The organism is Paracoccus binzhouensis, assembly GCF_016446475.1.
GTDB classification, from domain to species: domain Bacteria; phylum Pseudomonadota; class Alphaproteobacteria; order Rhodobacterales; family Rhodobacteraceae; genus Paracoccus; species Paracoccus binzhouensis.
In genome coordinates this window covers 1-1,419 of record NZ_JAEHFP010000235.1, presented here as the reverse complement: position 1 = coordinate 1,419, position 1,419 = coordinate 1, and the positions used below count along the sequence as shown (strand labels likewise).

Sequence of the window (1,419 nt, the reverse complement as noted above, 5' to 3'; positions counted from 1 at the left end):
CTCCTCGACGCGCAGGGCGCCGTCACGCAGTTCCTCTCCGGCGGGGGTGAGCAGGTACCCGGCAATGGCTACTTCCGATAGCATGAATGCGGAAGATAGAAGGCGGCCCAATTGCCTGTCTCCTTGACTAGAGTTAGAGGGGAATCCCCTGGATCCCGCCTGACGCATAGAAAGCATCGGTCGACAAATGCGCATCGTGGGATGTGAGTGCGCACGTTCGGGGTCAGCCCGATGCGCAGTCGAATGAACCTGTAAGAAAAAAAAGTCATGACGCAGTACCACCCAGCTGACCTCGGCGCATTGAGCGATTTGCTTTCCCTGAAAGCGGCTTGCAGCCGACGGCCGCTTTCGGTTGCCATCGATGGGCGCAGCGGCACTGGCAAATCGACGCTTGCTGCAGTCCTTGCTGCGGACTTGGGCGCGACGCTGGTCGAGGGTGACGACTTCTATGCCGGAGGAACGTCCATACGTGAGGAGCCTCCCGCCTGCTTGGTTCGCAGCTGCATCGATTGGGTACGACAGCGTGCCGTGCTTGAGAGCCTGCGCGCGGGTCATCGCGCCAGCTGGCGGGCATTCGACTGGGAGACGTTTGACGGAAGACTCCTCGACGAACCCACGTGCATTGAACCGAGGCAGATCATCATCCTCGAAGGCGTATACTCGGCTCGGCCGGAACTGGCCGATCTGATCGATCTTTCGGTATTGTTGAAGGTTGACGAACCTGTCCGGCAGGCTAGGCTTCTCGCCCGCGAAGGTGAGATGGGTGCCTGGGAGTACCAGTGGCAGGCTGCTGAGGACTTCTACTTTAAGGATGTCCGACCTGAACAACAGTTCGACGTTTTATTCACGGAGTCTGGTTTCACAGGCGCTGGCAGCGCTGCGGAGCGATAGAAACAATGATTATATGGATCGATGGACCGTTCGGCGCAGGCAAAACCACACTCGCCTCAAGGCTGTGCGAAAAGCGGTCCGACCTCCTCGTTTTAGACCCTGAGGAAATCGGTTACGTCGTCAAGACGGTCGTGGCGATGCCACCTAGCGGAAACTATCAGGACCTGCCTTTTTGGCGTCGGCTTACAGTTCAGGCGATTGCCGAGCTACGCGACCATTATCCTCAGGACATTGCAGTGCCGATGACCTTGCTGAACCCAGCGCATCGCGACGAGATCTTTTCCGCTGTTCGATCGATCGATTCAAATTTCATTCATTTCTATTTGGACGTCGACCGGGAGATATTGTGCGAACGTATCGTCGGGCAGAGCATGCATCCTGACGAGTCGAGAAATGAACAGATCCGAACCTGGCGGTTAGCGCAGGTGGAGTCCTGCCTAAGTGCTAGGTTGTGTTGACAAAAAGGATTCCCCTGCGCGTCTGGCTGTGATTCAAGATCATCTCTACGTGGGAGGTGACCTTGGCACG

2 protein-coding genes are annotated in these 1,419 nt (G+C 57.1%); both read left to right on the top strand.

The window, feature by feature from the left end; genetic code table 11:
* The first annotated feature begins 267 nt into the window (after positions 1-267).
* Positions 268-891: a uridine kinase family protein gene (locus tag I9P22_RS24155; RefSeq protein ID WP_018000053.1), complete on the top strand. Its 624-nt coding sequence runs from the start codon at positions 268-270 to the stop codon at positions 889-891.
* Positions 892-896: 5 nt separating this feature from the next.
* Complete coding sequence (locus I9P22_RS24150) at positions 897-1,349, top strand: AAA family ATPase (RefSeq protein WP_233253586.1); 453 nt, start codon at positions 897-899, stop codon at positions 1,347-1,349.
* Positions 1,350-1,419: the final 70 nt, after the last annotated feature.

Excerpts from the sequence above, each read along its gene's own strand:
- I9P22_RS24155 (WP_018000053.1), top strand. The coding sequence starts at position 268 with ATGACGCAGTACCACCCAGCTGACCTCGGCGCATTGAGCGATTTGCTT.
- I9P22_RS24150 (WP_233253586.1), top strand. The coding sequence starts at position 897 with ATGATTATATGGATCGATGGACCGTTCGGCGCAGGCAAAACCACACTC.